The sequence below is a fragment of the Pseudoalteromonas sp. SG44-17 genome, assembly GCF_014164235.1.
Classification (GTDB): Bacteria; Pseudomonadota; Gammaproteobacteria; order Enterobacterales; family Alteromonadaceae; genus Pseudoalteromonas; species Pseudoalteromonas rhizosphaerae.
In genome coordinates, this window is record NZ_JACJEV010000035.1 from 15,303 (window position 1) to 40,417 (window position 25,115).

Here is a 25,115-nt window from a genome sequence, read left to right on the forward strand (position 1 = left end):
GGGTTAATTTTCAACTCGCTAACTTTCTAGCTCACTAACTCTTTTAGTTGGTATTGACATACCGCATACATCAACATAATTAGGCGTTTCTACAAACCATGCTTCACTGCGATTTTGACGCGCTTTAATCAACATTTTAAAACTATTAGAATCTGTTTTTAGCACCTTAAATTGACTGCGGTCCTCTTTGCTTATATCAGCTAAAACTTGCAGATCCGTTATTGGATTAAATTTCTCTCCTGCTGTTTCTATGCGTGAGAGCAGATTAAAATGAGCCATGCCTTCTAGCACCCGGCCAAATACGGTAATATTTCTATCTAAGTAACGAGGTCCATGACCTAATGTGACATAAAACTCAGTGCCACCGCTGTTAATATCATTATCCCTTGCCATCGCAAATATACCGTTACAATGTACTTGCCAAGTTTGGGCTTGCGCTTCATTTTGTGCCACTGCAAAGCCATTTAAAAACCCCGTGATTGCAGCGTAACCATCTTCTCTATCCAGTTCGGTAATTTTAAGTGCCGTTTTAGTCGCTAAATAAAACTCAGCAGGTACTGCTTTACTTGCAGTGTTAATTACTTTTTTACCACTGGCATCACCGCCTTGGGCTACAAAACCTTCCACAAAACGGTAAACACTCAAACCTCTATAAAAGCCTTCACGAGCAAGTTTTTTTATATTCTGTGTGTGTTTTGGTGCAAGTAATGGATTAAGTTCAATATACGCCGCGCCCGAAGGTAGAGTAATTTTAATGATATTATCAGTGTCTACCATTCGCCATTCTGATGCGCTGACATTACTCATTACGCCACTGACTGTTGGTTGTTCAACCGTGTTTGCCACGCTTGTTTGACTCAAGATTAACGCAACCGCAGCTAAGCATGATTTTTTCAACATATCCCACAACTTTTTTTATTATTAGTGGTGCTACATTATTGGGTTAAGGTTTTTTTATCAAGCCAAAATTGTTGTTGCTGAATCGGCGCACTGCGCGGCAACAAGGGATTAATGAGCTCAATAATTCGACGATTTTTTAAATTAGCTTGCGCAATAGCTGCGGCAAAATACTGATAAAATAACGCATCAAAAGATCCATCAGCGATCGCAGCCAATAGTCCATCTTGAAGGAGTTTATGTAATGTTTCATTATTATTTGCGACAAAAAAGTACACTGCGGATGGGTAACGAATAGCAATATGCTGATCGTGAATAACATCATTGCCGTAATTTTTCGACACATCAAATATATCGTACGCAAGTGCATCAATATGCCCAGTACGAAGCATTTCTATTGGCTTAGCCCCCATGCCATACCTTAGCGTAGATAACTCATTGCGTTCGAAAATAGCTGAGTCAGGCCAATCTTGCCTTAACCCAAATAGAAATGAACGCAACTGTCCTGAATGCGTAACTTCTGCAAACATACTTTTGTTACTAACATGCACTAAAGGAATACGATAACCCAGTAAACCTTTATCTATGGGGATCAAAATGGCTTTAGCTTGTTTTTCCCATTTCGCGCTTGTTACCCCCCAAAACACATCAATACCATTTTTATCGCCTAACAAGCGTATTGCTCTGGTTTGCGATGGAATACTAGGTACTTCAACTGGCACAATAGTGATAGCAGACTTACTTAATACCAGTGCGAGTAACTCAGCAGAATAAGGATGGCTTCCTGCCGAGTAACGTACACTTAATTGCGTATTAGCGTACCCACTAAAAGAACACAATAAGTAAACTAACATTAGTTTTCTCAACGTATCATTACCACTAATCTAAATCGAATTTATAAAGAATATCAACATTTTGATACAGGCCACTGGTGATTTCAATGTATAACTGCGACAGTAACTGATAGCGTACTGCCACTTCACTGAGGGAGTCAAAAATCCCCACACTGTATTTCACTTGAATGCCTGGCGCAACGTAACCCGAAATTTCAACTTTGGTCTCTTCGCCGCTCCCCTTAGAGCTCAAACTCACATCAGTTAAACCAAACGTTTCACCAACTTTAGAAACCATTCCTTCACTACGGCTCACCCCTTGTGCTAGCAACAACTGAGTTAACATCGCATCTGTTGAGCTATCACCTTCACCTAGTGGTTGACCATTTAACAAGTAAGCGAGTGATTGTGCTTGATCCATTGCTGGTTCAGAGAACACTTTTAATACAGGCTGATCGATATTGCCTGTTAAAGTGATCCCGGCAATAACATCATTAGCAGTATTGTCTGGATTACGGATCGCTTTAATATTTAAGTACGGCTTATCAATTGGGCCACTAAAACCAATTTGCCCGGTACGAATTATCAAATCTTGACCAAATGAACGATATGTACCTTGTCGTAAGTTCAATTCACCGGTGGTGATCATTGGCGTTTGTTGATCCATTTTAATCGCTAAATCACCTTCAATTTTTGACTCCAGACCAAAAGATTTTATACGCACATCGTTTTCAACAATTAGCTTTAAGTTTATATCGTAATCAAAAGGCACAGCTTGCGTTTGCTTGGTCTGCTTATCAATAATAATCTCATCATCACTGACTCGCACAGCGCCTTCTGGTAACTCTTCTATTTCTATTCGACCATACGGGACAACCACTTGCCCTGCTAGTTTAAAAGCATTATCAACTAAACTTATTTTTAGGTCTGGGGAGATCTTAAAAATCACTCCTTGCTGCGCACGCACGTAAAACTGCTCACCAAGTACCGCTAAGTTAACCGCAGGCTGAGTTCCTTGCCAATCAATATCACCGGTCAGTGCTAATTCACCGCCTTCAGCATCTTTTAACTTTCCTTCCAAGGTGGCTTTAGTTTTATCAAATGCGATACTAATATTTGAATCCACAATCGCGACTGGAAGTTGCTCGCCTTGTAAATTCACGTCGGAAATCTCAAGTTCACCATTTAACAATGGCGCACTGAGCGTGCCAGCTAACGCAATTTGCCCGCTAATACTGCCTTTTAATTGCTCTAAAGTACCCATAAAAGGCTGTAAATCGGTTAATAAAATCTTATCAATCATAAGTTGACCACGAAGCAATTGCTGACCAGTTAAATCTTCAGTATTGAGGTCAGCACTGATATCACCAATCACACTAGAGCTTAGACGAGCCTGCAATTGTGCATTTTGTTGATCCGCGGTGGCGTTAAGCGAAAATGTTTCTATTGGTAAACGATAGCGTTTATCTTCATTTATAAGCGTGGTCGCTAAATCATGTGAGCTGATTACTGCTGTTAAAGTTTGTAATTGAGTGTTTTGCCAATTCGCATTTAGTTGGCCGTTCAAGCCCCCTTCGGTAATAATATTCTCAGGTAATAAATGTTTTATCTCAGCTAGATCAAAATTATCCAGTTGCGCTTTAAACTGGCCTTGTTGGTTAGTTTGGCTAAGCTGCTCAACGCAAAGTTTGCTATTGTCACTTTGCCAGCAATGTTGCTGCACCGAAAAATCACCATTGTCGATGTTAAATTCAATTGCAACCGCCGGTTGTGCGCTAACGCGAATAACATTATCAGTAAGCATTACATCACTGACATGGCCTTGCCATAATTGATTAGTAAATTTACCAGCAACTTCAAATTGAGCTTCTCCGTCAGCGGCATCTAAATTAAATTGCAATTGATGATCAGCTTTATCGCCTGCTGCTGCAATAGTAAAACTGTTGATATGACGACCAGATACACTCGCATCTGTGAGCTTTAAACTCACATTGGTTTGCCAATCAGCGGCATAATTAAAGTCGGTCTTGAGCGCTAGATGTTCAATCGCAATATCAGCAAAGCTTAAATGACTGATGCCAACATCTAGATTGACTATCGGCTCCAACCGTTGCCCAGTTATAGCAAGCTTACCTTCACCAACACCGGTAAATTCGAGTTCATTTTGCTGCGCTTTATTTAAATGTAACAGCCCTTTAATATTCCACTGCTTAGTAATATCACCAGATAATGTAAGTTTATTCTCACCACTGGCAAGCTCAAACTTGTCAATGCTTGCATACAGTGAGTTATTTAAATCAAAGTCTGAGGCTAAGCTAAATGGTATATCGTTCAGCGTACCAGCTAGCTGAGTATTGGTCATTTTCAGCTGCCATTGCTGCTGCTCAGCACTGAAAACACCGTTAAATTGTCCTGAAAGATCACTTGTTAGCGCATCTGTTAGGTACTGGGCTTTCAAATGAGTTAATTGCCCTGAAAACTCACTATGGATACCTTCATCCCAACGCGCAGACGCTGTAATAGTGGCTTTACTCTCGTTCGCTAACAATGACAAGTCATCGACGTGGATCTGGGTTAGGCCACCTTTAAGAGAGGACTTTAACTGTACCTTAGGGTATGCCGCCAACTGACTTTGTGCTATTAGCTGTAACTTATAATCATCAGCATTACCTTTGCCAGTTAACTGCACATCACTAATCTCTAAAGCGTTGTTATCTACTTCAAGCTGCCACTGAGTAATATTTGCATTGACTGAAAAAGGAAAGTTTATCGTTTTTAAATCTGCGTTTATTTTTGCACTTAGCGGATATTGCCCTTGGGTGATTACATCTAGTTGCAAATCGTGTAAATCACCATCCACAGCCAAACTGAGCTGATGCTCTGGATTGTTAAGAGTTATTTTTGCCGTAACAGGCGTATCATCAACTAAGGTTGCTTTCAATTGGCTACTCAAATGCCATTGCAAATAATCAGCACTGAATGAAGGTAATATCAGTTGGCTTTTTGCAATTGAGAAAGCACCTTTAATATCTGTAATTTCATGACTTTGCTCACCTTGTACAATCGTTACTTTCGATACCAATAATTGCTCAAGTGTTGCTGCAAGCGGCGAGCTAAAATGGATGTCAGGTAACGCCGCAAGTGCAGTTAGTGGTTCGCTAGGAGGTGATTGAGTCTCTTTGAGCAGCACATCAACTTGAGCAATTGAGAGTGAGTTTAACGTCACAAGGGATTGCTCTGCCGAGGCTGACAGCGCAAATTTTGTCACTGTGACATCAGCGCTGGGATGAGCAAGCTTAAACGATGCAATTGCGATACGTTTAATCGAAATTGCTATCGGTAAACTGATCTCATCAGTACTACTGGCAACTGGCTGCTCTGGAACAGTCGCTTCATCATCAGCTAAATTTTGTGAAATATCGGGCAATATCAGTGCCATACTCTGCGCACTAATATTTTCGATGCAAATACCTTCACATCCCCACCAATATAGGTCGAGTTTTAGGTTTTTAGCATTAAAATCTAAGCCATCTTGTTGAAACTGCACATCAAATGAATCGTTATATAAAAAACGGCCATTGTTAATATCTATGTGTAAGCCATCGACTAGTTTATTTGCAGTATAGGCAATCAGCTGATTACCTGGTGCTGTAAATAATAAACAAAATACCAGCACGAATACCGAGGCGAGAAACACTGTGAGTACAGTGATGATTTTTTTCATTCTTGACATTAAATTTCAGGCCCTATGGTAATACTTAATCGTGTACTTTTACTTTCTTTAGTGAGTCCCCACGCGTGATCAATTCTCACAGGGCCTACTGGTGTTAAATAACGAATACCCAACCCAGCTCCCACTTCGACACGATCAGTAAAGTCATTGGTCGCTGTACCGCTGTCTACAAATAAGGCTGCTCGCCAACTCTCTGCAAATTGATAATTATATTCAACAGTACCTGTAATTAGATATTTACCACCAATCAAACGACCGGCTTCATCTTCAGGTGATATTGATTGATATGCAAAACCACGTACGCTTTGATCACCACCAGCATAAAAACGCAGTGAAAATGGTACGTTATCAATATCATCGACTAGCATTGCACCAATATTTGCTTTTAAAAAAATCAGATGTCGGTCAAGGTATGTTTGCAACCAAGCATTTTGTATCTGCATTCTGACGATATTTGTGGTTGAAAACATGTCCTTTAAGCCAAACTCTGCCGACAATAACCATTGATATCCTGATAATGGCGTTGTGCCTCCCTCTGTGACTTTTTTTGCGTAACTGAGCCCGGGCATTAACATTTTTGAGCTTTGCTCTGCATCACCAATTCGGTATGTTTCTCGATCGCGGCGTAAAAAGGCAGTACGAACCCAATTATCATCAGTCAACCATTGGCGTTGTAGTTGTCCAGTAAGGATTTTACTGTAAACGTCGTTAGTTAACTCATCTTCTAACTTGTAACCGACAGAAAAACGCCATAAATCATCATTTGGATCATCAACAGGAACTGTGTAACCAAGTGAAATATCTTGTTGGCGCTGCGACACATTTAAGTTGCTTTCAAGGTAGTGACCATTTTCAGTGAGCCAAGGTTTGGACCATTTAAAACGCACTTTTGGACCAAGATCTGTACTGTAACCGCCACCTATTTCATAACTGTTGGCAGGTCGATGTAGTACGTCAACCCTAATAGGTACTTGCTTATTCGCACGATTAGCAATATCAGCGTAAACACGCACACTGGCAAAATAAGGTGTGGTTGAAAGTGCTAAGTTATACTCAGAAACCAAGGTTGCTTTATAAGCTTCACCTTGCTTAAATTTTGCAATTGAACGAATGTATTTCTCTGCTCGGGTTTCTTCACCTAAAACTAACTCACCAAATTGGTAGCGAATACCGGTGTCGATCGTTAAAATCACTTCAGCACTGTTATTCTTTAATGAAATTGCGAGTTGATGTGCTTGCCATTTAACATCAAAATATCCTAACTCAAGCAATTGTCCTTCAATTTTTTTACGCGCCGCGTCATAATTGCTGTGATTTAAAATATCTCCTTGCTTTAAATTAATACTATTGATGCTTTGCTTGAGAAGAGGGTCATCTTTACCATCACCTTGAACAGTGATACGTACATCTGCAATTCGTGTTACAGGTCCGCGCTCAATGGTAGCGACTAAGGTTTGTGTTTCATTATTATATTTTAACTTAATGGTCGGTTTATAATAACCGAGTGCTTTTAAGCTAATCGCCACTTGTTTTTTTGCATGACTTAACAAAGTGCTGGTTACTTTTTCACCATCTAGTTGTTTTAAGTACAGCGCAACGTTTTTTTCAAGATCGCCCTTTATACCATTAATTTCATAACTAGTTACCACTTGCGAAGCTGCAAATACATGAAATGAAAACAACAAAAATAAACCAACCGCAAAGCGAGTTAATATCCAACTAGGCAAGTAATTTCCTTACTTAAAAAAATTTACCGATAATGATTGAAATAGTACCATATTGAAGTGACTTCACGCAGTAACTCAAATGTGAAAATTAGTACGCTTATGTGCTTTATTTTGGTTACAATAGTCGATACTAATTTGAAATAATTTTATTGAGTTTTTAAATGCACTTTCCTGATGATGACAATGGCCAACTTTTAGCTGAAATCGCCGCTGCGGGTATAGATTTGGCGCAGATGCACAAAATTGATTTCTATATTTTATTTGAGCAAAAAGTAGATGCCGAAAAGTTTGCCACCGCGATAGCCGAAGATGAACTCTCCCCTGCCACCGAATTAGTGCAATGCACAGACACGGGTATTTGGGAAGTGGTAACTCAGGTCGAGATGGTGCCAGATCACACTTTACTTGGCCAAACAGAGCAATATTTAGAAAGTATTGCAAATGGCTATAACGGTTATGGTGATGGCTGGGGATTAATGGATGGCGACGACGCCTAAATCTAAAATCAGTTAAGCTTATTAATAGCTTAGCTGATTTGCCTTTCTAAAGTTACCTTGATAATCAAATAGTTTATCGGCAACCTTCCAGCCATATTTTTTACTCTTTCTAGCAATAACAAAATCCGGTGCAACAAGCTGCATCTGTCCAGCAATAACTTGTCCAGCTGACTTATATTCTGTGGGTGTTTGACCATTAGCAGTACGCTGAGAAAATTGTTTATTAAACGCATAACGGGCGCCGGACTTTGAGAAATCATAAATTTCATCGCAACTAGCACCATCTTCATCATAATAAGTAACTTTAATAATATGTTCGTTATTTGCGAGGCTAACAACACTTAAACCACTGCAACGTAATACCAATGCATCTTTTAAATTTAATGCAGCACGTAGTTTATCATCAGGATCAGCCATTACCTCATGGCAAGACTGGCACTGACGTGCGGCAATATCATTTTGCGCACCACACGCTTCACATTCTTTAAAGCGAAAACGGTAATCACATTGCTCTTTTGAGCCATCATCATCTTCGAGTAAACCTTGGCAGCGACGGCCAAAATGCTCAATCACTTTACCTTGTGTATCGGTTTTTCCCCAAAATATATTGGCAAAACCACAACCAGGGCAAAGTACTTGTACAGGCTCGTTATCACTATCGCCTTTTTTACTTCCTACTTCGGGGTAAAATAAGTCAAAGCCATTACCTGCATAATCAATTACCAAACACTCGGTTTTCCCTTCGCTTAAACGCAGGCCTCGACCAACAATTTGTTGGTATAAACTAACCGACTCTGTCGGGCGTAAAATAGCAATAAAATCAACATGAGGCGCATCAAACCCGGTGGTGAGCACAGATACATTGACTAAATACTTTAGTCGGCGCTGCTTAAATTCCATAATAATACGGTCACGTTCAGCGTTAGGAGTATCCCCGGTGATCAAAGCCGTTTGTTGTTCAGGCAAATAACCATAGACTTCTTTTGCATGCAGTACGGTCGCAGCAAAAATCATGATCCCTTGGCGTTGCTCGCTGTACTGAATAACTTGCTGCATAATAGCTTTGGTTGCTCTGCTATGCTTCTCTAGTAACTGGTTCATATCATCGGCTGTATAGCGTCCGAATGAATCACTTTGTAAAGAAGAAAAATCATAATGACTGATCGCCGCATCCACTTCCTTTGGTGCAGTCAAATAATGATGCTTGATCATATAACGCAGTGGTAGTTCAAAAATACATTCTCGAAATGGACTCGCTTTATCGCCTCGAACAAAACCATGATAATGACGATAATAAACCCAGCCCATTCCCATACGATAAGGCGTAGCGGTAAGTCCAAGTACTTTTAACTGCGGATTATATGCTTTTAGCGCAACGATCACTTTTTGGTACTGGCTATCTTGCTCACCACTGACACGGTGACATTCATCTATGATCACTAACGAATAATGTTCGTTAAGTTGCTCAATATTGCGTGACAGCGATTGGATACTGGCAAACGTTACTTGATGTAGCAATGACTTTTGTTTTAAACCCGCAGAAAAAATACTCGCCTGAAGACCAAAGCTTTTATATTTTTCAGCATTTTGCTCAACAAGCTCTTTGACATGGGCAAGTACTAAAATTTTCTTTCTGGCAATTCGCGCTAACTCAGCGATCACCAAGCTTTTACCTGCACCCGTAGGTAATACAATTAAAGCAGGATCTGAAGTTTTACGAAAATGAGCGACTGTGCGATCAACCGCTTCTTGTTGATAGGGTCGTAGTACATACGTCATAGTAGCAACTTCGAAGGGGTCAAAAAAATAATGGAGTAATAAACTATTTTGTAAATAAAGAGGGGGTATACACCCCCTACAGTATTAAGCTAAGTGGTCGGTAAGTTCAACACCTTGGAATGCTTTAGGGCGTTTACCACGGCCAGTCCATTCAACAATTTCACCCTCAAACTCAATACGGTATTTAGGCATTACTTTTGTGCGTTTATCGTTGGCACCGTCTTGAAGATCATCAAGAGTAAGACCTTTTTCTTTCAACAGATCAAGTACTTCCTGTTTAGCTTGCTGCTGCTGCGTATATTTTGCAATCGCATCACCAAGTAATGCCTGTGCTTTTTCTAAGTCTGATAGACTCGCTGATTTAATAAAAGCTTTAACTTCTTTCATTTTTTACTCACTAAGTTGTAAAGTTATAAATTAGATATGATTCAACTAAATTATAAGCCTATTCTTTAAAATAGGCCAAGCTGATTAATCAGTTTTTAAGGATTTTATTTAAACGAGGATTAATCAATAAGATTAGTATAGTCATTTATTAAGGTTAAGTAGTTTATTATTCACTTTATCAGCGCTGAAAAATATACTTAACATGCTTAATTAACCTAAAGAGTATGCAATCCTTTTATTTAAAAACGAACGTTCAGTTTAATATTTTCGCAATTACATAAAATCATTTGATCACTTTATAATACAACTACATCGACGTTATTAGCGTTTCAAATCGCCATTTTAAACCAATATCATTAATATTTTTTTCAATACCAATGAAATAGGATTGATTTTCGTCAGCCCAAGATAAACTAGTGTACACATTATCGCTATTATCTTTAAGTACATAAAGGATCCCTGGATTGCTATTTACATAATAATTCACCGCGTCCGCATCGATATATACACCACTGCTTTGACTAAAACTAAACATTTTTATAATCACAGTACCAAACGTATCATTTTTGACAACCTGAGTTAACTGATCCCAGCCGCTACCGGCAATAAAATTTCCACCGACCATTCTACTAAAGGTAATAAACTCTTGCTGTAACAAGATACTGTCTAAGCTAACTGTATCGCCTGCAAATTGCTGCGACAAATTAGTTTGGTCAGCGATTGATTGCGCCGCCATAATTTCAGGTTTTAAACTACGCAGAAATAGTTCATGGCCATTTTTGTGCTCTGCAATCACTTTTTCAATATCTTTGATCTGAGATGTGTCCACTAACGCAAAACCATTGCTTTTAGTCTCTAAAGCAAGCCGTAAATAGCCTGTATCTTGGGCTGTATTAATTTTATCATTTTCGTGCAGTTCAATTGGCGTTTCTGTAAAAGAAAACACCTGATCGCCCTGCTGTTGTGTTGAATGTTCTGCAAGAAAAGGATTAGAATTTAAATCGGGCTCATTAGCAAAAGCTACAACCGAGAATACAGCTATTAGAGTTGCATTGAAGATCACGTTACATTTTTTCATAATAGGCTCTTTATCCATAAAGAAGGCAATTAATGGTGATTAACTAACAATCAGTATAGTCGATTAAATACACAACATGTACCTATATAATAAAATTATTATTTTGATTTATAGCTCGATGACCGGTTATAAACAGCAGCCCTTGCAGCGTGTGCCTCCTCTTGTAAATTAAGCCGCAGTAATAGTGCTAATATTTAATAATAACCTTATAGATACAAAAAAGCCCTGTACGTGCAGGGCTTCAACCATCTGAATAATATTAGTTTAAATGCTAGGTACTAATTTAATTGCGCCCTGCTCTACTTTCATATCTAAAGGTAATTTACTTAATAGCGCAACCTTAGGGTCATTCATATTTAGTTTATAAACTGGGTTTACAGCTAAAAATCCGTTAATAACTTTCATTGCTTCATCATCAAGTACCGCTAGGTTTCCCTTAAAACCGCCTGCGTCGATAGTTGAATCAAGCAATTTTACATTCCGTAAAAATACCGCCTTTTTCTCACTATCATAAAATGGCGCACCTTCTATTTGCAGCTTTAAACGCACTGGGTATTTAAGTGCGAAAGCATTTATAACAGCACTCGAATCTGCACCTAATAAGATTACATCACGATTATCAGGGCCGACATTCACGCTCAAATCATTCACATTAAACTGTACAGGTAATCCCATCAAGCTGACTTTTTCACTAAGTTTTGGTAATTGCTGGTTAAGTGCTGTTTCAATTTCACTGCTAGTAAATGAATAAACCGATACGCCGTTCGTGGTGTTACAAGCAGAGAGTAATAAGCAACTAATTAATAAAATATACTTCATTGTTTTTCCTTTACTATAATATTATCGTCAAAAACCAAATAAAAACAAAAGCCGCACAACGGCGGCTTTTATTTAATCTACAGCGCCCTAGATTATTTAAATGCTAAATACCGCTTTTAAACGTCCTAGTGTGTCAGCATCAACTGAACCTTGACCCAGAGCCAATAACTGTTTTAAGTAATAATGTAGATCAGCTTGTTCACCGCGATGCTTATCGTCAAGCATTGCAACCTGCTCAGCCATACGCGGTGCTCCCTCAGGACTGGCAACATTAGCTAGAATTTCCATTCTTAGCATCAGTTGTGTAATGGTTAAATGCGTATCAGCACCCCCTTGCCATTGTGCAGGGATTGCTTGCTGGTTTTCAAGCGCACTAAATAAAGCGCTAAAATCAGCCTGTGCTGCTTGCTCTGTCAGCACGGCTAATTTACCATCAATGTTAGCTAATAGCTTTTGCATGCGGTTATTGAGTTCTTTGCTCCCTTCAAGCGCAATTAGCTTAGTGCGTAAATCAAGTAATTGTGCTTTTTGATTAACCGCTGGTAATGCGTCTTCAAGTTCACTCAGTTGTGCTGCGATAACTGCGTTGTCGGCGGCTTGTTGCTGCTTATGCTGAGCAAACTCTTCACTGCGTTTAGCAAATGTCACATCGTTGCATTGACGGAATTTTTGCCATAATGCATTTTCAGCTTTTACACCCGCAAAGCCTATTCCCTGCCACTGCTGTTGCAGCTCTTTGAGCTGCTGACAAGCATCAGCTAAGTCTTCACTTACTGATAATTGCTGTGCTTGTTCAAGTAGTGCATTTTTTGCTGCCGCGTTGCTTTTATGAAACGCATTCAACGCATTGAATACTTGCTGTTGCTGCGCTTTATATTGTGTTTGCAAAGCACGGTATACTTTTGGCTCTACATTACCAGCATTACGCCATACTTTATTGATACGATTGTATTGGCTTTCAAACTCTTTCCAATCAAACTCATCACTCGTCGTATCAGTATCAGCCAATGATTTCATCTGAGTGATAATCGCTTCGCGTTCAAGTTTCGTCGTTTCGCGCTGTTGTTCTAGTTGCGCAAAATGTTCACGACATGGTACAAATAATAGCTCTATCTTGTCATCAAACTCTTTACCTTGCGCCTGCTCTTGCTCGGTATCTAAACGCCCAAGCTCATTCCAACGACGACGTAATGTTTTCACTTCGTTTGCACGCGCCTTGGGATCTGTGCAAGGTTGATTGAGCAAACTGGTAATTTCAGTTAGTAGCTCTTCACGCTTAGGGGCAGACGCATACTTTTGCCAATCACGAGCATTTTCTAACTGCTGCTCAAGATCTGCTTTGACTTTTTCAAGACTTTGCTGACTAACTGGAGTTAACGTTTCATACAGCTCAATAAAGCCTTTAAACACACCAAATGCAACATTAAAACGGCCTTGTTCAATAAGGCGCTGAACATCGCGTCCTTTGCGAGTAGCTTGTTGCTGATTTTTCGTTAATTTATCACTAATAGGTGCAACAGCTTTATCCCAGCGTTGTTGTTGCTCATTTAATTGTGCTTTAAAAGGCCCTTGTAAAGGCTTAGGTAACTGAGCTAGAGATGCATTCGCCGCTTTATACGTCTGCTTAAATTGGCGATTAGCCTCATCATAATTTGCTTGGTCAATATCGTCAGTGTTGATACTGCTCAATTCTTTTAATGAAGTTTTAAAAACCCTGATCGCTTCACTAAGCTCTGGTAATTTAGCTACTTGCTTAAACAAACTTGTTAATCTGCCAGTCACTTGGTTTTTTTGCCCGCCGTCTTGCAGTTCGCTTTGTGTCAATGTTTCCTGTGCTTGTGCAACTTTAGCTTCCAACCAATCTTGTTGTATTTGCTCTGGTGTTTCTAAGCCAACTTGTAGCGCATTTTCAATTTCATCACTTAACGCTTCTAAATTTGCCAACGCCAATAATTGTCGTTGCTGCTGAGCTAACCGTTGTTGTTGTTGCTCATGCACAGCTTGTAATTGACTAACTAACTCATTTAATTTTTCGGTTAGTACGATGTATTTATTTGCAACCGTCTCGCGTTGTTCTGGATTTAACCAGGTTAGATCAAGTGCCTGCCATTGCTGAGTAAGTTCGCCATATTGTTGAGTAACAAGCGCATAGTCTTGCTTTTCACGTAATGCATTAAGTTTTGCCAAGATAACACGAGTATCATTTTGTACTTTTAATGGCATTTCAATTGCTAAACGCTCATTTTCTATATGCGTCTCAAGGGCTACTTTTGCCTCATCATGTGCATGCTTAACTAAGTTTTTCACTAATTGATGGGTGATCACTTGCTCAACAAGGTTTACTTGTAGTTCGCTTGAACCTTCTTTAAACGCCTTTTCAACTAACTTAGGATTAGCCAAGCGTTTTAATAGCTTCACTCTTACTTGTAGTTCTTTTTCTGCAAATGCAAGTTTTTCAAGCGTTTTTACCGGAGCAAAACGCTCTATGTATTCGTTTTTAATTTGGCTAGATAAGTTACTTTCATCACTCAGTACGGCATTTGATATATGCTGCTCTGCTAATTCTTTTAAACTTTGATCTTGTTTATACGCCTGCCACCACAGCACTAAATCATTGACTTTATTAAGCGCTTTTTTACGGATCTCTGCTGAACTATCTTCCAGAGCTAATGCATTTAAAATCGTCGCATCACGCTCTACATCTAGCTTTTCAATTGCCTCTAAACGTACTTGTTGCTTTGGGTGCTTCCACTTCGGGGTAAAAAGGTGTTTAAAGATCATTTTCACTAAACCTTGCTATTTCGTTGTCTGCGGTAAATTCTTTTTGCAATTGTGCTTTGGTTTTTTGCACCATTTCACCATTAGAACCTATGGTGAATTGCTCATTTGTTTGCGCTACTTTTGCTTGGTAAAGCATAACTAATTGCACTGTCTGCTGCTTTTGCTCGTCACTGAGTACCGTGCCATCAGGCCACTTACCTGTTGCTGCACCATACTGAAGGCGTTCGAATAATTCTGGGGTAATTGTTTTTACGAGATTATCGATGTTCATGTCATTTTTTCTTTTTTAAAGTCACTAAAATAACGCGGTTTATTAAATACCAAATACAACCGATTGCAATGGCTGCGGTGCATGCGTACCACGATGGAGTTTCAGGTTCTGGATGTAAAAAGTATAAACTAAAGAAACCACCTAAAAATATCAGTAGAGCAAAAAAAGAATGATTCATAAACATTTGTTGTTTTTGAATGCGTTTTTCGCGCGCTAGCTGTTGACGTTGTTCATCATCAAGCTGCGCTACATTATTCTCACAGTGAGGGCACTGTTGGTGTTTATCGGATATTGACTTATTACAACTAGGACAACGAACAATTGCCATATCTTTCTCCATACTTCGCATAAAAATCTACGCATAAAAAAGGCGCCTTGCGGCGCCCTTTATTGTACGTGTTTTATTTGTCGTTGTCTTTTTTCAATTGCAGCCAATAGCTGAGATCCGAAAAACAACGAGTATCTAATTTTTACAATAACCAAAACATGTCTGATTACGCCACTCAATCCTATAACTGAGAGTTTTTTGATTGTTTTGCGAGACGCTTTTCCCAAAAAGTAGCGTTTTTGATCCCTAACTTAACAGGGTCAAATGTGATATCCCCACCTTTTTTCTTCTGATCTTCGTAATCGCGCAAACATAATAGCGCAGGTCTAGCCACAAAGAATATTGATAAAATGCCCAATATATTTATCCAAGCCATTAAACCCACACCAATGTCACCAATACTCCAGATATAACCAGAGCTGTTTACCATGCCATATGACACCATAAACATAATCACAAATTTCACCATCACAAGCGGAATAGTGCCTTTAAAATAACGATTTAAATATGCAATATTGGTTTCAGCAATATAGTAATAAGCAAGTATTGTAGTAAAAGCGAAGAAGAACAATGCAATACCAACAAATGCTTCACCAAAACCACCAAACACGCTGAATAAAGCCATTTGCGTGAAAGCAGCTGAACCAACTTCAGTTGCAGCATCAACGTTTTGTACAATAAATTGCCCTGCTGGTAATTCACCCACTACATTGTATTGCTGTGTAATTAAAATCATTAATGCTGTCGCAGTACAAACAAAAATAGTATCAACATAAACAGAAAAAGCTTGCACTAAACCTTGTTGGGCTGGGTGATCAACTTCGGCCGCTGCAGCTGCATGCGGTCCGGTACCTTGACCAGCTTCGTTAGAATAAATACCACGTTTTACACCCCAACCAATAGCGGCACCAAAACCGGCCTGTGCGGTAAACGCATCTGTTATGATTAAAGAGAAGATATCAGGTACTTTATCGATATTTAAAAATACCACGATTAAAGCTAATACTATGTAGCCTAACGCCATAAATGGCACCACAATTTGAGTAAAGTTAGCAATACGCTTAATACCACCGAAGATAATAAACGCTAAAACAATAAGAATAATTGCCAAAGCAACCAATTTAAAGCTACCGACTTCACCAAAACTCGTTGAGACCATAGTGCCATCACCAAACACTTGGGTAAACGCGTTGCCAACAGCATTGGCTTGCACGCCCGGCAGAAAAACACCACATGCAATAATTGCCGACACGGCAAATAAAATCGCCAGCCATTTTTGTTCTAAACAGCGATCAAAATAATATGCTGGGCCGCCGCGATATTGGCCATCTTCTTCTGTTTTATAAATTTGCCCTAATGTTGATTCGGCGTACGCTGTACTTGCTCCTAAAAAAGCCACAACCCACATCCAAAAAATAGCACCTGGGCCACCAAAACCAATAGCTGCCGCTACACCGGCTATATTACCAACCCCTACTCGTCCAGATAACGACACAGCCAATGCTTGAAAAGATGAGATCCCTTTATCTGAGGTGTTAGGGCTAAATAGTAATTTGCACATTTCTTTAAAATGTCTAACTTGAGCAAATCGGGTTAATACAGAATAGAACAAGCCTGCGCCTAGGCATAAATAGATGAGTGCGTTACTCCAAACAACATCATTAACAGCGCTTACAAAAGCTTCCATGGATATCCTCTATAGTTATATTTATTATTTTCTAGTTACGATACTCTGCTGTAGCTAATCAGAATGCGCGACATATGGCTATGGGAAATAAGGTAACAACATTACTACCTCCCCTGCAACTTTTTGAATATTAACTTAAACGTTCTAAGTTTGTTAACACTTAATTTTCAAAATAACTACTTTTAAAATTTAATTAACCCTACATGGTTTTATGTAGGTAACTTAAAGATACGGCTCGAACAGAGCTTGGAAAAGATTTAAGTAACACATTAAGCAAATATCATCGCTTTATTAGCGTCGCTAATGCCATTCATCGCGATAAAAAAAACTAAGGGCATCGATATGAATGATGCCCTTAGTAACAAACACGTTATCTTAATTTATCTACTACGTTAACAATCGCAGCCAAGGTGTCTTGGCCAAATTGATATGAACGGCGATCTGACCAGCCATAATCAGGATCTGGTAAACCATCGTTATCTTTAAATGGCATTTCAACCGTGTAAGCAAGCGCTTTAAATTCTTCTGCAACAGCTGATGACCCCACCGTTAGATTGGCTTGACCTGGCTCATCTTTCGGGTAACCGTGGATATCTTGAAACTCAGGAGTCACTATGTGCAATGCCGCTTTAAAACTGTCTTCTAAGTCTTTTAAGCGCGCATCATAGCTTGGGATACCTTCACTACCGGCTACAAAGTTATATGGAATCGCTTCATCTCCGTGAATATCAAGGTGCATATCAACACCGGTCTCACGCATTTTATTTAGCACTAAATATACTTCAGGGCTATTTTCCATGCTTGGAGTTTGCCATTCACGATTTAAGTTAACTCCTTTTGCGTTAGTACGTAAATGCCCACGAGCACTACCATCAGGATTCATATTGGGTACAATATAAAATACCGCTTTTGATAACAATGCTGCTGCATGTGGATCTTCATCATCTAATAACTTATGTAATACACCTTCAACAAACCATTCGGCCATCGTTTCGCCTGGATGTTGACGGGCTGTTATCCAAATTGTTTTCTTATTTTCATCACTTTCGCCACCAATACGCAGTACGCTCATATCACGGCCATCAAGTGTTTCACCTAAGGTTTCAAGCTGACAAGCTTCTTGGCTTTGTGCCCATGTGATTAGATCTAAGTGACGCTCGTAGCTATATGGCGCAAAGTAAGCAAAATAAACACAGCCACATTCTGGCTCAATCTCAAATGATAACGTGCCATCAGCATAGTTTGAAGGAACACGAAACCAGGTTTGGCGATCATACGATGCAACAGCCTGATAACCTTCCCAGCCGTCAGGGTAAGCTGAATTTTCAAGGTTATTGATATGTAATTTATGGCTTTGAAAAGGTGTTGTTTCTAAACGGAAATGGAACCACTGAAAAAAATCAGATAAATGATCTTTATTGATCTCAAGCTGAATATTAAGTGGATCGGTCGCGGCAATGACCTTGATATTGCCACTGTCAAAATTACTGGTGATTTTCATTTTATTAAACCTATATATGAAAAATTAATCGCTAACTTATCGCTTGTTAGTTAGAAATTAAATAACGCCCACTATAATGGGCGCATTGTTATTAAAATGTAGCAAACTGGATACAGCCTACCACATGGCTTGGGTTTTGAAAAAACATTCATGACTAAAAAAGCCAGCGAATGCTGGCTTTTTGTAAAGATTTTTAAGCTATTACCAATTAACGTGGCAAGCTTGGGAATGAAACCTCGGCCATATCGCGCATACAACGCACAACTTGGCAGCTGTAACCAAACTCATTATCATACCAAACATAAAGTACAATACGGTTGTCATCAACGATAGTGGCGGTTGAATCAACCACACCCGCATAACGACTGCCGACTAAATCGGTAGACACAATCTCAGTAGAGGCCGTGTAATCAATTTGGTCGCGTAACTCTGAATGCAGAGCAGCATGGCGTAAGAACGAGTTTAACTCCTCAACCGTGGTGCTGGTCGCAAGGTTTAAGTTCAAAATAGCCAGAGACACATTCGGTGTAGGTACACGGATTGCGTTACCCGTTAATTTGCCTTCAAGTTCTGGTAATGCTTTTGAAACGGCTTTAGCTGCGCCAGTCTCAGTGATCACCATATTAAGTGCTGCGGCACGGCCACGACGATCTGCTTTGTGGTAGTTATCAATCAAATTTTGGTCATTAGTGTACGAGTGAACTGTTTCAACGTGACCATTGTTAATACCAAACTTATCATTAAGTGCTTTTAATGTTGGTGTGATTGCGTTGGTAGTACAGCTTGCTGCACAAACAATTTTATCTTCCGGTTTGATATCGTGGTTATTAACACCATATACGATGTTTTTGATATTGCCTTTCGCCGGTGCTGTTAATAGTACTTTTGCAGCGCCTTTTGATTTTAAATGTAAGCCAAGGCCAGCTTCATCTTTCCAGATCCCCGTATTATCAACGATCAATGCGTTTTCAATACCATATGCTGTGTAGTCAATTTCATCTGGAGAGTTAGCATAGATCACCTGAATGTAGCTACCATTGGCTTTTATTGCATTACGTTCTTTATCAATGGTGATTGAACCATTAAAAGGACCATGAATTGAATCACGACGTAATAGGCTAGCACGCTTTTCAAGGTCGCCGTCTTTACCACCACGAACAACGATTGCACGTAAGCGTAAATCCGCATAAGGACCTGATTTTTCAATTAACAAACGCGCTAGTAAACGACCGATACGACCAAAACCATATAACACCACATCGCGTGGCTCTTTGGCTTGTGAGTTTACAATTTCAGCTAACTCGTCGTTTAAATACTCTTCGATAGAACGACCATTTGCAACATCGTTAAATAAATAACCATAAGCCAGTTTACCAATATCGATACGTGCAGAGTTTAAATCCATTTTGCTAATAGCTTCTAAAAACGGAAAGCTTTCACGTAAACGAAGTTTAGTGCCTTCAAACTGCGCCACTGTTTTGTGAGATTTGATGATATCAATTGTACTGGCATTGACGAGAGGACGGCCATATACCGCGATTTCAATACCACGATTACGATAAAGCTTTCCAATGATAGGTTGCATGCTTTCTGCGTAATCTTGGCGTTCTTGCCAACTATTTGTGTATTCTAACTCGTGAGATGAGGTCATTTTATTTACCTAATTAAACAATTTTTGAACGGATAGCCATAAGACGTATTGAGTTTTGAGAGCAACACGCCTCAGTGGGCTTCGCTATTCTAATTTAAACTAACTTTATTCTCCACTGTTAGAGAGCAATTCATTACGCTAGAATAACAAGGTAATTATTAAGGTGAGGTTAAGGGATGTTACTAAGAGCAAGTGTTTTACTGAGTTTGTTGGCATTAACTGGGTGTGAAGAACCGTTGACACTTGCACAGGTGTGTAAAGAAACCCCAGGTTTATGTAATGATTTAAATAAAGATAGTCACTGTAAAGCCCAACGTGCTGATGTGATCATGGCGCGTTACCATGAATACAAACAACCGACTGATAATAACAAATATTTATTATTAAAAGGTTTTGAAAAATACGATCAATGCGTATCGCTGGCGGCAAAAATTGAACATATCAAATTAAAAGAAAAAACCACCTCCCGCGTTGAAGCACATTTAACCAGTATCAAGGAAATGACGCGGTTATTTCAAGATACCAAAAATACTAACCACCCTGGGTTGTTGTATTATCATTGGTCTCGCAATAATGACCAATCAGCCCTGACTAAATTACTTGCGCTTGAAAACGATCCTAGTGTCACTGAGGACGCTGAAATCCAGTTTTTCTTAGCCAGTTATTATATTAAGTTTGATGAAGATAAGACCATAGACTTACTGTATAAAACGTTAGAGCTAAACAAAGCTGAACAAACTCCAAACCCCGAGATTTACACCTCATTGATCAGTTTATTTTATAAACAGGAAAAATATAAGCATGCCTATACTTTTGCAAAAATTGCACAGCTTTCTGGGATAACCAATGTTGAAATATTCCCGATTGAGCAGCAACTCACAGCAACAGGAAAAAGTCTCAGCGGATTAGATACCCTCGCACAGCAAACCTACGACAGTATTCAAGCTGGGCAGTTTGTTTCACCACGGGATTTTTAATCGTGTTCAAACTTAGTTTATAGAAAAGAAAAAGGCAGCTGACGCTGCCTTTTTTAATTTATTTGCTCGTACCAACTTCAACACGAGTTTTGAGCTTTTGACCAGGTCGAAAGGTGACGACGCGTCGTGCCGAAATAGGGATATCTTCCCCAGTTTTCGGATTACGGCCAGGCCTTTCTTTCTTGTCACGAAGATCAAAGTTACCAAATCCAGAGAGCTTAACCTGCTCGCCTTTTTCAAGCGCTGAGCGGATTTCTTCAAAAAACGCTTCAACTAAATCTTTGGCATCCTTTTTATTGATCCCCAATTTTTCAAATAGGTGTTCAGCTATGTCGGCTTTAGTAAGCGCCATATCTAGTCCCTCAACGATGCATTAAACTGTTCGGCCAGTGCGGCCACCACGTTATCAACTACTAGATTGATATCTTTCTCTTCGAGTGTTCTATCAACCGCTTGCAGTGTTAGAGCAATCGCCAAACTCTTATAATTTGGCTCAATACCTTTGCCCTTATACACATCGAATAAGTTTAGGTCAACCAATTGATTTCCGCCAACTTTTTCTATCACTGATAAAATGTCGCCAGATTTCACCTGATCTTCCACTAAAATAGCGATGTCGCGGCGGTTTGAAGGGAACTTCGAAACCCCTACAGCCTCTGGTAAATTTCTTTTTTCAATGGCTGACATTTCAATTTCAAACACATAAGTCGCATTATTGATATCTAACGATTTTTGTACTTGAGGATGAATAGCACCAAAGAAACCGACCTTTTTACCTTCAACATAAATCACCGCAGATTGGCCCGGATGTAAGCCATCTGATTGCTCTGCTTTGATTTCAAAACGCGTTATATCATTGGTTAATGAAAGTAATGCTTCAACGTCACCTTTTAAATCATAAAAATCAACGGTGCGCTTTTCTTCAACCCAATGTTCACCATGTGCCAGACCAGTAATAGCCCCACCAATAACTGCAACTTGGTTTACGCCATTCTCTGCGTTTTCATCACGTAGAAATTTAAGGCCATGCTCAAATAAACGAATACGTGGCTGCTGGCGGTTTTGATTATACATTACTGATGCCAGTAAACCTGGCATAAGGCTCACACGCATTGCCGACATTTCAATCGAAATTGGATGTGGCAAAACCAGCGCGTCACTGTCTGGGTGTAAAATAGCTTGTGCTTTAGGGTCAACAAAGCTGTATGTGATCGCTTCTTGATAACCACGAGTCACTAGCGTATTGCGAAATTTGCTCACTGCAATATTGGCTTCGTTATGAGTGGTCATTTTTAATTTAGCAGTCGGTGCTACGTTTGGAATACTGTTGTAACCATATACGCGAGCAACTTCTTCAATTAGATCTTCTTCGATACGAATATCAAAACGGTAGCTTGGTACATCTGCACTCCACACACCATCGACAATTTTCACATCAAGCCCTAAACGGGTTAAAATGTCGGTTACTTTCGCATCTTCAATATGATGACCAATAACACGGTCTAAACGCGCACGACGAAGACGCACTTCAGTGACCTTAGGAAGCTTATCTTTTGCAACAGCTTCAACTACAGGGCCTGCTTGACCGCCTACAATCTCAAGTAACAACGCAGTTGCACGTTCTATTGCATCATGTTGCAGCGCAAAATCCACACCGCGTTCATAACGATGCGATGCATCTGTGTGTAAACCATAGCTACGAGCTTGCCCTGCGATAGCAACTGGATTAAAAAACGCACTTTCTAATAGAATATCCGTTGTTTGCTCGGTAACGCCTGATTGCTCACCGCCAAAGATACCGGCAATCGCCAGCGCTTTGTTATGGTCGGCTATTACTAAGGTAGATTCATTCAACTTAGCAGTATTACCATCTAGTAAGACCAGCTCTTCACCAGCATGGGCGCTACGTACTTTGATACCGCCTTCAATCGCATTTAAATCAAAAGCATGCATTGGATGGCCAAGTTCAAGTAACACATAGTTAGTTACATCAACCACAGGGTCAATTGCGCGCACGCCACTACGACGAAGCTTCTCAACCATCCAAAGTGGTGTTGTGGCGTCAAGGTTGATGCCTTTGATCACACGCCCTAAATAACGAGGGCAGGCTTCATCGTTTACTAGTTCAATTGATACTTTATCATCAATAGTTGCTGCAACCGCTGGTATTTCTAGGGCTTTAACATCAATACTGTTAAGTACGCCCACTTCACGAGCGATGCCTTTAATACCTAAACAGTCACCACGATTCGGGGTTAAATCAACATCAATAATGTTGTCATCAAGGCTTAAGTATTCACGTAAGTCTGTGCCAACAGGTGCATCAAGTGGCAACTCCATGATACCGTCGCCTTCTTCGCTAATACCCAACTCCACGAATGCACACAGCATGCCGTGAGACGGTTGACCACGTAGTTTGGCTTTTTTAATTTTAAAATCGCCCGGTAATACAGCGCCAACCATAGCTACTGCAACTTTGATACCTAAACGGCAATTTGGCGCACCACATACAATATCTAATAGCTCATCGCCACCGACATTGATTTTAGTTACACGTAGTTTATCTGCATCAGGATGCTGACCACATTCAACTACTTCACCGACAACAACGCCAGAGAATTCTGCCGCAGCGGGCTCTACGCCATCTACCTCAAGGCCGGCCATCGATAACTGTTCCGAAAGAGCCTGCGTGTCAATTGCAGGATTAACCCACTCTCTTAACCACTTTTCACTAAATTTCATGTTATTTCTTCACTCTTAACGGAACTGATTAAGGAATTTCAAATCGTTTTCGAAAAACGCACGTAAGTCATTTACCCCATAACGCAGCATGGTTAAACGCTCTACACCCATACCAAAGGCAAAACCAGTGTATTTTTCTGGATCAATTCCCACTGATTTAAGCACGTTAGGGTGCACCATTCCGCAACCTAATACTTCTAACCATTTTCCGTCTTTACCCATCACATCAACTTCCGCTGAAGGCTCTGTAAATGGGAAAAATGAAGGACGGAAACGAATTTCCATATCTTCTTCAAAAAAGTTACGCAAGAAATCGTGCAAAATACCTTTAAGCTCAGTAAAGCTTACATCAGTATCAACCATCAACCCTTCAACCTGATGGAACATCGGCGTATGTGTTTGGTCGTAATCGTTGCGGTATACACGCCCTGGAGAAATAATACGCAGCGGCGGTTGCTCAGCTTCCATGGTGCGAATTTGCACACCACTGGTTTGCGTACGCAACACCAGTTTTGGATTAAAGTAAAAAGTATCGTGATCAGCACGCGCTGGGTGATGCTCAGGAATATTTAGCGCGTCGAAGTTATGAAAATCATCTTCTACTTCTGGGCCAGATTTAACCGCAAAACCTAATTCGCCAAAAAAGCTCTCAATCCGCTCAATGGTACGCGTCACTGGGTGTAAACCACCCGTTGGCATAACACGACCGGGTAATGTTACATCGATTGTTTCAGCGGCTAATTTCTCTTCAAGGGCTTTGGTTGCTAATAATTCGCGCTTGTCGTTAATCGCAACTTGTACATCTTGCTTAGCTTGGTTAATTACTTGGCCTGCTTCTTTGCGTTCTTCAGGGGCAATTTTACCAAGGGTTTTTAATAGATTCGTGATTTCGCCTTTTTTACCAAGGTAATTAACCCTGATATCTTCAAGCTGCGCGATTTCACTGGCACTGGCGACCGCCTCAAGTGCTTGCGCTAATATATTTTCTAAGTTCATTCGATACCTGATCTGTCACAGAAGGTGATTTAAGTAATAGCTAATGATAACTGAAAGCAATGGCTAGATTCCAGACCTTATACCAATCTTATTGAATTCTTTCCCATTCTGGTTAAGCAAAATGGGAAGTTAGACGATTTTGTAGAGAAAACTAGGGTCTGTTGATCTTTCAAGGTTAAATTTGCAGCAGTCTGTTTGGTATTTAGGCAAGGCAGAGCCTATGTGGTGTGGTTATTCCCCATAAATAGGCGATAACGCAGCATCAATGCCAAACAGGCGCTGCCCGAAGGGTTCTGCCTAGGGGCAATTAACTCTTTGTTACTTACATGGATGTCATAGGTAGGTACTTAAGAAAAATATTAAGTACAGCCTTAAAAATTTGGCTCTACCCCATACTGAAATACTCCTGTTTTTCGATCGCGTTTGGGGTG

The 25,115-nt window shown here is 39.9% G+C and carries 19 protein-coding genes; 2 read left to right on the forward strand and 17 right to left on the reverse strand.

Annotated elements, in window-relative coordinates:
- Positions 1-18: 18 nt before the first annotated feature.
- Genes H5182_RS18605 through H5182_RS18620 form a run of 4 tightly spaced genes read right to left on the reverse strand, consistent with a single transcriptional unit; the run spans position 19 to position 7,148 of the window.
- Positions 19-900 (reverse strand): peptidylprolyl isomerase, encoded by an 882-nt coding sequence (locus tag H5182_RS18605; RefSeq protein WP_145241622.1) that lies wholly within the window; start codon positions 898-900, stop codon positions 19-21.
- Between the two features lie 35 nt (positions 901-935).
- On the reverse strand, positions 936-1,751 hold the full coding sequence (locus H5182_RS18610; RefSeq protein WP_182760428.1) for a hypothetical protein: 816 nt from the start codon (positions 1,749-1,751) through the stop codon (positions 936-938).
- 25 nt (positions 1,752-1,776) lie between these two features.
- A complete protein-coding gene (locus tag H5182_RS18615) occupies positions 1,777-5,463 on the reverse strand; it encodes a translocation/assembly module TamB domain-containing protein (RefSeq protein ID WP_182760429.1) in 3,687 nt (1,228 codons plus the stop codon).
- Complete coding sequence (locus tag H5182_RS18620; protein WP_257326364.1) at positions 5,463-7,148, reverse strand: autotransporter assembly complex family protein; 1,686 nt, start codon at positions 7,146-7,148, stop codon at positions 5,463-5,465. Before H5182_RS18620 ends, H5182_RS18615 begins: the two co-directional genes overlap by 1 nt.
- A gap of 203 nt (positions 7,149-7,351) precedes the next feature.
- On the opposite strand from H5182_RS18620, the gene H5182_RS18625 reads away from it, so the two are divergent.
- Complete coding sequence (locus tag H5182_RS18625; RefSeq protein ID WP_182731907.1) at positions 7,352-7,687, forward strand: ribonuclease E inhibitor RraB; 336 nt, start codon at positions 7,352-7,354, stop codon at positions 7,685-7,687.
- 21 nt (positions 7,688-7,708) lie between these two features.
- Here the strand turns inward: H5182_RS18625 and H5182_RS18630 are convergent, their stop codons facing one another.
- The 10 genes from H5182_RS18630 to H5182_RS18675 all read right to left on the reverse strand — a co-directional run bounded on the left by H5182_RS18630 (position 7,709) and on the right by H5182_RS18675 (position 19,969).
- The gene (locus H5182_RS18630) at positions 7,709-9,466 is read right to left on the reverse strand and encodes a DEAD/DEAH box helicase (RefSeq protein ID WP_182760430.1); all 1,758 of its coding nucleotides are present in this window, start codon (positions 9,464-9,466) and stop codon (positions 7,709-7,711) included.
- Between the two features lie 84 nt (positions 9,467-9,550).
- Positions 9,551-9,853, reverse strand: coding sequence for an H-NS family nucleoid-associated regulatory protein (locus H5182_RS18635; protein WP_145241611.1), 303 nt, complete (start codon positions 9,851-9,853; stop codon positions 9,551-9,553).
- Positions 9,854-10,160: 307 nt separating this feature from the next.
- Positions 10,161-10,931 carry a hypothetical protein gene (locus H5182_RS18640; protein ID WP_182760431.1) on the reverse strand — a complete coding sequence of 257 codons (771 nt, stop codon included), beginning with the start codon at positions 10,929-10,931 and terminating at the stop codon, positions 10,161-10,163.
- Between the two features lie 264 nt (positions 10,932-11,195).
- Positions 11,196-11,750 carry a DUF1439 domain-containing protein gene (locus H5182_RS18645; protein ID WP_182731905.1) on the reverse strand — a complete coding sequence of 185 codons (555 nt, stop codon included), beginning with the start codon at positions 11,748-11,750 and terminating at the stop codon, positions 11,196-11,198.
- 96 nt (positions 11,751-11,846) lie between these two features.
- Positions 11,847-14,531, reverse strand: coding sequence for a DUF349 domain-containing protein (locus H5182_RS18650; protein WP_182760432.1), 2,685 nt, complete (start codon positions 14,529-14,531; stop codon positions 11,847-11,849).
- Positions 14,521-14,802 (reverse strand): YeaC family protein, encoded by a 282-nt coding sequence (locus H5182_RS18655; protein WP_182731903.1) that lies wholly within the window; start codon positions 14,800-14,802, stop codon positions 14,521-14,523. The genes H5182_RS18650 and H5182_RS18655 overlap by 11 nt, the downstream gene beginning before the upstream one ends.
- A gap of 1 nt (position 14,803) precedes the next feature.
- The gene (locus tag H5182_RS18660) at positions 14,804-15,130 is read right to left on the reverse strand and encodes a hypothetical protein (protein ID WP_145241601.1); all 327 of its coding nucleotides are present in this window, start codon (positions 15,128-15,130) and stop codon (positions 14,804-14,806) included.
- Between the two features lie 181 nt (positions 15,131-15,311).
- Positions 15,312-16,817 (reverse strand): sodium:alanine symporter family protein, encoded by a 1,506-nt coding sequence (locus H5182_RS18665; protein WP_182760433.1) that lies wholly within the window; start codon positions 16,815-16,817, stop codon positions 15,312-15,314.
- 370 nt (positions 16,818-17,187) lie between these two features.
- Positions 17,188-18,318, reverse strand: coding sequence for a carboxypeptidase family protein (locus tag H5182_RS18670; protein ID WP_182731902.1), 1,131 nt, complete (start codon positions 18,316-18,318; stop codon positions 17,188-17,190).
- A gap of 208 nt (positions 18,319-18,526) precedes the next feature.
- Positions 18,527-19,969 (reverse strand): glyceraldehyde-3-phosphate dehydrogenase, encoded by a 1,443-nt coding sequence (locus H5182_RS18675; RefSeq protein ID WP_145241596.1) that lies wholly within the window; start codon positions 19,967-19,969, stop codon positions 18,527-18,529.
- 176 nt (positions 19,970-20,145) lie between these two features.
- Between H5182_RS18675 and H5182_RS18680 the strand changes: the two genes are divergently transcribed.
- Positions 20,146-20,946, forward strand: a complete 801-nt coding sequence (locus H5182_RS18680) for a DUF2989 domain-containing protein (protein ID WP_145241594.1) — start codon at positions 20,146-20,148, stop codon at positions 20,944-20,946.
- Positions 20,947-21,004: 58 nt separating this feature from the next.
- Here the strand turns inward: H5182_RS18680 and ihfA are convergent, their stop codons facing one another.
- The 3 genes from ihfA to pheS are packed head-to-tail and all read right to left on the reverse strand — an operon-like array spanning position 21,005 to position 24,684.
- Positions 21,005-21,298, reverse strand: a complete 294-nt coding sequence (ihfA, locus tag H5182_RS18685) for an integration host factor subunit alpha (RefSeq protein WP_016707763.1) — start codon at positions 21,296-21,298, stop codon at positions 21,005-21,007.
- 2 nt (positions 21,299-21,300) lie between these two features.
- Positions 21,301-23,688: a phenylalanine--tRNA ligase subunit beta gene (gene pheT / locus H5182_RS18690; RefSeq protein ID WP_182731901.1), complete on the reverse strand. Its 2,388-nt coding sequence runs from the start codon at positions 23,686-23,688 to the stop codon at positions 21,301-21,303.
- Positions 23,689-23,703: 15 nt separating this feature from the next.
- Positions 23,704-24,684: a phenylalanine--tRNA ligase subunit alpha gene (gene pheS, locus H5182_RS18695; RefSeq protein WP_182731900.1), complete on the reverse strand. Its 981-nt coding sequence runs from the start codon at positions 24,682-24,684 to the stop codon at positions 23,704-23,706.
- Positions 24,685-25,115 lie beyond the last annotated feature (431 nt).

Bases quoted from the DNA above. Each gene is read 5' to 3' on its own strand.
- H5182_RS18605 (WP_145241622.1), bottom strand. From the start codon at position 900: ATGTTGAAAAAATCATGCTTAGCTGCGGTTGCGTTAATCTTGAGTCAA.
- H5182_RS18610 (WP_182760428.1), bottom strand. From the start codon at position 1,751: ATGTTAGTTTACTTATTGTGTTCTTTTAGTGGGTACGCTAATACGCAA.
- H5182_RS18615 (WP_182760429.1), bottom strand. From the start codon at position 5,463: ATGTCAAGAATGAAAAAAATCATCACTGTACTCACAGTGTTTCTCGCC.
- H5182_RS18625 (WP_182731907.1), top strand. From the start codon at position 7,352: ATGCACTTTCCTGATGATGACAATGGCCAACTTTTAGCTGAAATCGCC.
- H5182_RS18630 (WP_182760430.1), bottom strand. From the start codon at position 9,466: ATGACGTATGTACTACGACCCTATCAACAAGAAGCGGTTGATCGCACA.
- H5182_RS18635 (WP_145241611.1), bottom strand. From the start codon at position 9,853: ATGAAAGAAGTTAAAGCTTTTATTAAATCAGCGAGTCTATCAGACTTA.
- H5182_RS18640 (WP_182760431.1), bottom strand. From the start codon at position 10,931: ATGAAAAAATGTAACGTGATCTTCAATGCAACTCTAATAGCTGTATTC.
- H5182_RS18645 (WP_182731905.1), bottom strand. From the start codon at position 11,750: ATGAAGTATATTTTATTAATTAGTTGCTTATTACTCTCTGCTTGTAAC.
- H5182_RS18650 (WP_182760432.1), bottom strand. From the start codon at position 14,531: ATGATCTTTAAACACCTTTTTACCCCGAAGTGGAAGCACCCAAAGCAA.
- H5182_RS18655 (WP_182731903.1), bottom strand. From the start codon at position 14,802: ATGAACATCGATAATCTCGTAAAAACAATTACCCCAGAATTATTCGAA.
- H5182_RS18660 (WP_145241601.1), bottom strand. From the start codon at position 15,130: ATGGCAATTGTTCGTTGTCCTAGTTGTAATAAGTCAATATCCGATAAA.
- H5182_RS18665 (WP_182760433.1), bottom strand. From the start codon at position 16,817: ATGGAAGCTTTTGTAAGCGCTGTTAATGATGTTGTTTGGAGTAACGCA.
- H5182_RS18670 (WP_182731902.1), bottom strand. From the start codon at position 18,318: ATGAAAATCACCAGTAATTTTGACAGTGGCAATATCAAGGTCATTGCC.
- H5182_RS18675 (WP_145241596.1), bottom strand. From the start codon at position 19,969: ATGACCTCATCTCACGAGTTAGAATACACAAATAGTTGGCAAGAACGC.
- H5182_RS18680 (WP_145241594.1), top strand. From the start codon at position 20,146: ATGTTACTAAGAGCAAGTGTTTTACTGAGTTTGTTGGCATTAACTGGG.
- ihfA (WP_016707763.1), bottom strand. From the start codon at position 21,298: ATGGCGCTTACTAAAGCCGACATAGCTGAACACCTATTTGAAAAATTG.
- pheT (WP_182731901.1), bottom strand. From the start codon at position 23,688: ATGAAATTTAGTGAAAAGTGGTTAAGAGAGTGGGTTAATCCTGCAATT.
- pheS (WP_182731900.1), bottom strand. From the start codon at position 24,684: ATGAACTTAGAAAATATATTAGCGCAAGCACTTGAGGCGGTCGCCAGT.